Source organism: Ohtaekwangia sp., assembly GCF_036568665.1.
Classification (GTDB): domain Bacteria; phylum Bacteroidota; class Bacteroidia; order Cytophagales; family Cyclobacteriaceae; genus Ohtaekwangia.
On record NZ_DATCSD010000207.1, the window covers coordinates 1 to 7,843 of the forward strand.

Below are 7,843 nucleotides of genomic sequence, written 5' to 3' on the forward strand. Positions count from 1 at the left end.
ACCTGTAACCACTAACGCCTCACACGCCAAAAACAAAAAGCGGAAAGCTTAAAGTCAAAAGCTCTTCTGCTTCCAACTTTAAGCTTTCCGCTTTATCCGCTATAAGCCAGTAACTAATTCTTCGTTACGAGCGTTGACCCGTTGCGGATTTCTTCACTGCCGATGGTTACGATCTTGTCGCCTTCTTGCAGAGCACCGAAGATTTCAGTTTTTCCATCAGAAGTACGTCCGGGTTGAACCGCTACGCGTTCTGCTTTACCATCGGTTACGCGAATCACAAATATACCTTCGGCTGTGTTAATGATAGCCGTCTTCGGTATAACAAATGTACTATCGCGTGATGGCAAGGGTATTGTTACATCAGCAACCATACCGGGTAATAATTTCTTGTCATCGTTCTGTACATCCATCTCCACACGTTCAGCACGCAGTCGTGTATCGAGCGCTCTTGCCTGGCGTTTTACTTTTGCCGAGAAGCTGTCTTGTGGCAATGCTTTTACACGGAAGCTGATCGCATCGTTCTGTTGCAGATAAGTAGTATATACTTCCGGCACCGATACTACGAGACGCAAATGTTTTTGTTCCTGTAATGTAAACAGCGGACGCTCTGACCCTCGACCTGACGGACCAACATACGCACCGGGGTTTACATTACGGGATGTAATAACACCACCGAAGGGCGCACGTATCTCCAGGTAATCAAGACTGTTGGTTACTTCGCGATAGCTCGCTTTCGCTGCCTGCAACTGATCGTAATCTGAGCTCATGCGCGCATGTGCCTGATCAAGATCATTGGGAGATATAGTGCCCGGAGTTTTGCTGGTTTCCAGCAGGCGATCGTAATTGGCTTTGCTCGCTTTATAGATAGACTCCTGTGATTTCCAGCGCGACTCTGCTCCTGACAATCGTGATGTGATCTCCGGTGCTTCCAGTGAAATGAGCAACTGTCCTTCTTTTACTTCAGAGCCTACATCTACATATATCTTTTTCACGAAGCTGGTTTCGTGCGCATATAGATCTACTTGTTGAAAAGAGATCAGCTCGCCCGGAAGTTGTATCTCGGAAGAAAGCATACCTTTCTTCAGCGGAAATACTTCTACACCCGCAGGCGTCTTAGCGGCCTGATCCGAGGTATTACCTTCCGAAGAACTGCAACTGCTGAGCAGACCAAGCAGTACTCCTGCAGTAAGAGCTGAGTATAAAAATCTGAGGTTATGGTTATTTCGTTTCATACGCTGACGGTATATAGTGTTTACTTTCTTTATCTTCCGGATCGAGTGACACGGATTGTGTTGTTGTGTTTTGTTGTACCCAGGCAAATACCAGAGGTAAAATTAGCAATGCAGCTACAGTAGATGCAAGCAAGCCTCCAATTACAGCTCGCGCAAGTGGAGCAACCTGGTCGCCACCTTCACCGTGACCCAGCGCCATTGGTATCATACCGGCAATCATCGCTATACTGGTCATAACGATCGGGCGGAGTCGAAGCGCTGCAGCTTCTTTTGCTGATTCCCACGAATCGGCATTCAGCACACGAAGTTGTTCAGCATTGGTAATTAATAGTACAGCGTTCGCGATTGATACCCCTACCGACATAATTATACCCATATAAGATTGCAGGTTCAGTGTCGATCCGGTAATCATCAACAAGGTAAGTGCACCCAATACCACGGCTGGTACCGTTGTTAACACAACCAATGATACTTTGAATGACTGGAAGTTTGCCGCCAGCATCAGGAAGATCACTACAATTGCTACGAACAATCCGGATTGTAAACTATCTAATGTCTCGGTCAATACTTTACTGAGACCGATCGTTTCTATACTTAATCCGCGCGGCAGTTCGCCCAATGTAGCCAGAGCAGCATTCACATCGTCTGACGCTGTACCCAGATCTTTATCATTCAGGTTCGCCGTTACCGAGAGAATTGGTATAGCACCCAGGTTATCATTTTCACCATATATAGTATCTGCTTCTATCGAGGCCACATCGGCCAGTACCGGTCGCGTTGTGTTACGGAGTACAGGCACCTGACTGATATCATTTACTGATTTCATTTTATTCTCCGGCACTTGCACCTGCACACCATAGCTGAGGCCTGCTTTCTCATCGAGCCATACGTTCTTCTCCGTATAGCGTGATGATGACGTTGAAGCGATGAGCGAGCGGGTAACATCACTCATATCCACACCTAACTGTGCTGCACGAATACGATCTACATTTATATTCATGGCCGGATAACTGATCGATTGTGCGATCTGTACATCGCGGAGATAGGATATAGCTTTGAGTTTCTCTACTACCTTCTTCGCATAGATTTCATTCTGTACTTTATTACGACCGGAGATGCGCACTTCGATTGGTGTAGGCGATCCCTGACTCAGAATTTTATCGGTCAACTCGATCGGTTCGAACGATACGCGCAGATCGGGTATTTTATGCTTCACCTCTTCGCGGAAATTTTCTTTCAGTTCATCCATGGAGCCTTCAAACTCTTTCAGACTCACCTGCAGCACAGCATCCTGCGGACCTGACATAAACAGATATATAGGGCTGATGGAAAACAAAGAAGGGTGTTGCCCTATATAGGCAGAGCTGATCGCGATCTTATCTTCGCCTACCATCTTCTTCAGAAGATCCACCACCTCAATAACTTTTTCTTCCGTGCGTTCAATACGCGTTCCATCCTGTGCACGCAAGCGCACCTGGAACTGTCCTGAATTTGTTTTTGGCAACACATCACGACCTATATTGGAGAGTAATACCACGGTTAAACCAACTACCACTACTACATAAAGTGTCACTACCGGTTTGCGTAATGGGTATAGTCTTCCGAGGAAACTGATAAATCGATCACGGAATTTTTCGAAACGCGTTACTTTGCCTCCGTGGTGTTCTAGCAATTCCATTTTCTGACGGGTAGGATCAGCTGAGAAATGATGTTCACCTTCTTCATGTTTATGTTCTTTCAATAACCAGTTTGCCAATACAGGCACAAAGGTCTGCGACATCAAATACGATGTGATCATTGAGAATCCAATCGCCAATGCCAGCGGGAGAAATAATGAACCGGGTATACCTTTCATGGAGAATGCCGGAGCAAACACTGCGAGTATACAGAAGAGGATCAATAATTTCGGGAACGCTATCTCGCGACACGCATCCCATATAGCCAGCGCTTTGGGTTTCCCCATCGCTAAGTGCTGGTGTATATTTTCAATAGTTACGGTGGACTCATCCACGAGAATACCAATGGCCAGTGAAAGTCCGCTCAACGTCATGATGTTGATCGTTTGCCCGAAGAGCTGCAGGAACAACACGCCCGATATAATCGAAGTCGGTATAGTCAATATTACGATCAATGCACCGCGCACGTCACCGAGAAATAACAACACCATCAAACCGGTAAGCACAGCTCCAATGAGACCTTCACTGATCAGACTTTTTACAGCGTTGATGACATAGGTAGACTGATCAAATTCATACGACAGTGTTACATCTTCCGGAAGCAGCGCCTGAAACTTCGGCAGGTTCTTTTTCAGGTTCTGTACTACTTCCCATGTAGATGCATCCGAAGATTTAGCAATGTTCAGATATACCGAACGTTTACCGTTTACCTGCGCGTACCCTACGGTTATATCGGCAGCATCTTCTACTGTAGCTACATCGCCTAAATACAAGTTCTGCACATCGCCTTTGAACAACGGTATCTTTTCAAAATCCTTTACGGATTTGATTGTTGTATTAGAAGGCGTCAGGTAATTATAGTCCCCTATACGCACGTTACCGGAAGGTGCCGTTTGGTTATTGACACGAAGTGCTTCCACCAGTTGATCCGGAGTAAGATTGTGTGAGCGCAGCAAATCAGGATCTGCTTTTATAACAATGGTGCGCACGTTACCACCAAAAGGCGGAGGCGCTACAAGACCGGGTATAGAGGTAAAGGAAGCCCGTACATATACGTTAGCCAGATCGGCTAACTCATTATTGGAACGTATCGGGCTGCTTAATACTAATTGTCCCACCGGCAACGTAGACGCATCGAAGCGTATAATAAATGGTGGCTGTGATCCGGGTGGAAATATAGCCTGTATACGATTGGAGAATGCACTCACTTCCGCTGCGGCTTGCGCCATGTTGGTGCCGGGATAAAACGTGATCTTCATCAGCGTAAGTCCCTGTATATTTTTTGTCTCGATGCTTTTCACACCGTTTACAAACAACATTACGTTGATATACTGTTTACCAAAATACGCTTCCATCTGCGCAGGTGTAAAACCTCCGTAAGGGTGCGACAGGTATATCACGGGTAAATTCATGGCCGGGAATATATCTACCTTGATGGTGCGCACTGCGCTAACACCAAAGAAGATCATACCGGCTACCAATACCAGTATGGAAATTGGTTTACGAAGGGCTAATCGTATTAAGTTCATTGAGCTTGAGCCTGGTTACTGAATAAATTAAAATCTCCTGAAGCAGCTGCTTTCAGCAAGAGCGCCTGCCATACATTTAAGTAAGCAACACTCCTGTCTACCTCTGCACGGTTCAGTGCATATATAGCTTGCTGCAGATCAACAAGGGTTGTAAGACCGTTTCTGTAGAGTACACTTTTTTGGGTATATGCATCGGACGCAGCCTGGTATTGCAGCGGCACTTCGTGTGCACTCTGCAAACTGTTTTCAATACGCTGATCTGCGAGCTTCAGTTCGTTTTGCAATTGCACGGTTACCTGGTCGTATTCATTGCGGAAACCTTCGCTGATAAAACGTTGCGAGCGTGTTTGCTGACGTACCTTGAGCGGACTCGTGAGGTTCCAGAATATACTTACACCGGCAACATAATTATAGCGCGATGGATTTATACCGTTGGAGTAACTGCTGCTATAGCGATCCGGGAACTCCGGAGTATAATTATAGTTGAAGCCGGAAGCACGTGCCTGGTATATACCAAAGAGCGTAACGCCCGGCATTATACTTTTACGGATAACCTGTGTACTTTTCTCAGCTTGTGTCACACGTGCTTTATAGAATTGTATCTGCGGATTCTGCAGTATATCTGCATCGGTTGTAAAGGCATTGGGTATACGCACGAAGAAGGATGTATCGAGTACGGACTCAAAACCATTCATAGCGAGTAATTGTGCCAACTGACTTCTTACCTGTTGTTCATTGTTGCGCAGATCGAGCAGCACTAATTTTGCCCGCGATACCTCTGCGTTGGCAAGAGCCGAATCCACACCGGGATTCAATCCTGAGAGCGCCCGCGCCCGCACCGTCTTCTGTACTGTTTCAGCACGCTTCAGGTTTGACTCCGCACTGCGCACCAATTGTTGTGATGCCAGCAGGCTGAGATAGGCTCCCGATATTTTTATGCGATGTATAAATTCTTCCTGCTTCAGATCAGCAGAATCTCTTTCTGCCTGCGACTTCGCTAACTCTATACGCGACTTCACGCGACCAAATGTATAGGCTTCCCAGTTTACGTTTATAATATAGAGCGCACCGAACGCTGCGTTCCAGCTTTGATCCTGGTATGAAGGACCGGCTGATGAAACACCGAGTACACCTATGGCAGCCAGCGGACCAAATTGTCCGTTCACTGTTCCGTAGTTCTGTTGTACAGAAGCAATTACGTTGGGTAAATATTCATTGCGTGCATTTCGCGTCAGGGCATTGGAAGCCTGAACATACTTTCGTTTGGCCTGTATACGCTGAAAGTTATTCACGCCAATCTCCAGCGCCTGTTCAAGTGAAAGCGTCTCTGATACCTGTTGCGCCCGAAGATCGGTGAACAACGTGCAACTCAGCAAGACGATCCAGATGCTGCGCGAAAATGTAAAAAAGGATGGTGGTGCAGCCAGTGCTGCTCGCATTTCAGTTTGCATTTTTCGTTTGTAAATCAAAAAGTATAGTTATATAGATGAAGCCCGTACGCAACCGTGCTATAATCGTTTTACACAGCCGTTTATAGGAGGAGTTCCTGATCAGTGCATCATTCCTGTTTACTTCTACCCTTCGTTGCACTAATAAAGAAATTAGCATGCTAACGCTCGCTAAATTTAGTTTGCTGTGATCCTGACTTGTTGTGCCGAAAATATAGCTGCACAACCATGTCGTGATATACTTTTACAGCACCGGTTAATTTACTACTCGGTACTTTCTTAGGAGATTTAGGCGACAGGTACTTTGCTACCTGGTGTATTTATACGACAAAAGTAGCGGGGACGATTTTTGGATTGGTTATGGATTTCAAACTAAAAATTATGAAATTCAAACTGGCTCATTTTCGAAGTGATCGCGGTGTCAGATTCGTCTGCTTCTTGAAAAAGTTGTTAAAGTATGCAGGGTATTCAAAGCCCAGACAGTAAGCGATCTCAGCCACACTCCAATCCGTATGCATGAGTAAAGCTTTTGCTTCCTGCACTACGCGATTCGTAATATGTTCTGTTGTGGTCTTGCCGGTTACTTCACGCACAGCACGATTCAAATGATTGGGATGCACTGACAATCGTGTCGCGTAATCGTTTGCCGTACGCAATTTGAGTGTATGCTCTACTGAATCAACCGGGAATTGTCGCTCCAGTAATTCTACAAAGAGTGTTACAATGCGTGATGCTGCAGTGGTATGTATAAAACAACTATCGGCCGGTCGGAATTTTAGTGCCTCATGAATAATGAGGTTTACATAATTCCGCAGCAGGTCATATTTATATATATACTCAGAATCTCTCTCGGAAAGCATCTTTTGAAAGATCATACTGATATGGCTCTCCTGCTTCTTATCGATAAAGAAAACGGGGTTGCCACCGATCTGAAACAAAGGCGACTCCAGTATACTGGCATTGCCCGGTGCGTGAATAAAATCGGAAGTAAAAAGACAAAAATAGCCGGCTTGTTTTTCAGATGTCGGCTCCCAGGCATAAGGCACCTGCGGATTGAAGAACACCAGTGCATTCCGGTTGATCTCGATCGTTTTATCCGCATAATGCAAATTACCCTGACCGATGATCAGCGATATCTTGTAATAATCCCTCCGATTATAAGGCGCGTATTTGCCGCAGGATTCACGCGAGTATACATTAAAATTACCGACAGCCTTGTGAGGAATGCCCTCGCGCTGCGGGTATATATTCGGATACCTGCGATAAAAGTCCTCCAGCGTCTCACTCCTTTGCATGGTTGCAAAATTATGAAATTCAAATAGATATTTCCTAGCTTTCTGTCGGGTCAAAACAGTTGGCCAGGCCGAGATACAGGTTAACGTATGTGTTATAAACGGTTGTGAGTTATTGAAGAAAGGACAAAAATGAAAGAAGAAAGGAGCCTAAACCTGTTGAAAGGAATGGGGAAAAGATCAGTAAACGAAGGCCACAGCAAGAAAAATCTATTGCTGATTAAACATCTTTTGAATTTGAAACCAATCGGTTTTAAAATAGATTTTCCATTATTCAGCCACCTTCCCATTCTCTTCCCGAGACATTTATAGACAACTCGTACCGAGGAAACCAATCATTACAGGAAAGTATACATAGAGTGATCCTGTCATAAAACATCGAGACGGATTATCGGCCTTTTGAATTTTCAAACCAATCGGTTTCGAATAGATTTTCTATTTTTTGGATAGCATCCCATTCCTTTTCATAACATTTAAAACGTTTAGAGTAACTGAGCATCCGCACCTCTTCACCTGAAACAATTTCGATGTATACCTTACTGAAAAAGGACTTGCTACTTTCTTTACAGTTTTTGAAAAGTAATTTTTCGTCAGGTAATTCGAATAGGCCGGAACTTATAAGTTCCTTTATAAAGGAGCTTGCTTCTTGTGGACGGCAGAGTTTTT

Annotated in this window: 5 protein-coding genes; all 5 read right to left on the reverse strand. The window is 45.0% G+C overall.

From position 1 onward, the window contains the following. Window positions 1-113: 113 nt before the first annotated feature. Entirely contained in the window at window positions 114-1,232 is a 1,119-nt protein-coding gene (locus VIN08_RS11560; protein WP_331964800.1) for an efflux RND transporter periplasmic adaptor subunit, read from the reverse strand. Continuing rightward, window positions 1,219-4,437: an efflux RND transporter permease subunit gene (locus VIN08_RS11565; protein WP_331964803.1), complete on the reverse strand. Its 3,219-nt coding sequence runs from the start codon at window positions 4,435-4,437 to the stop codon at window positions 1,219-1,221. The genes VIN08_RS11560 and VIN08_RS11565 overlap by 14 nt, the downstream gene beginning before the upstream one ends. After that, window positions 4,434-5,876 (reverse strand): TolC family protein, encoded by a 1,443-nt coding sequence (locus tag VIN08_RS11570; protein WP_331964806.1) that lies wholly within the window; start codon window positions 5,874-5,876, stop codon window positions 4,434-4,436. Before VIN08_RS11570 ends, VIN08_RS11565 begins: the two co-directional genes overlap by 4 nt. Before the next feature lie 407 nt (window positions 5,877-6,283). After that, on the reverse strand, window positions 6,284-7,180 hold the full coding sequence (locus tag VIN08_RS11575; RefSeq protein ID WP_331964809.1) for a helix-turn-helix transcriptional regulator: 897 nt from the start codon (window positions 7,178-7,180) through the stop codon (window positions 6,284-6,286). Window positions 7,181-7,565: 385 nt separating this feature from the next. Next, on the reverse strand, window positions 7,566-7,843 hold a 278-nt coding region (locus VIN08_RS11580), incomplete at its 5' end, for a hypothetical protein (RefSeq protein WP_331964812.1).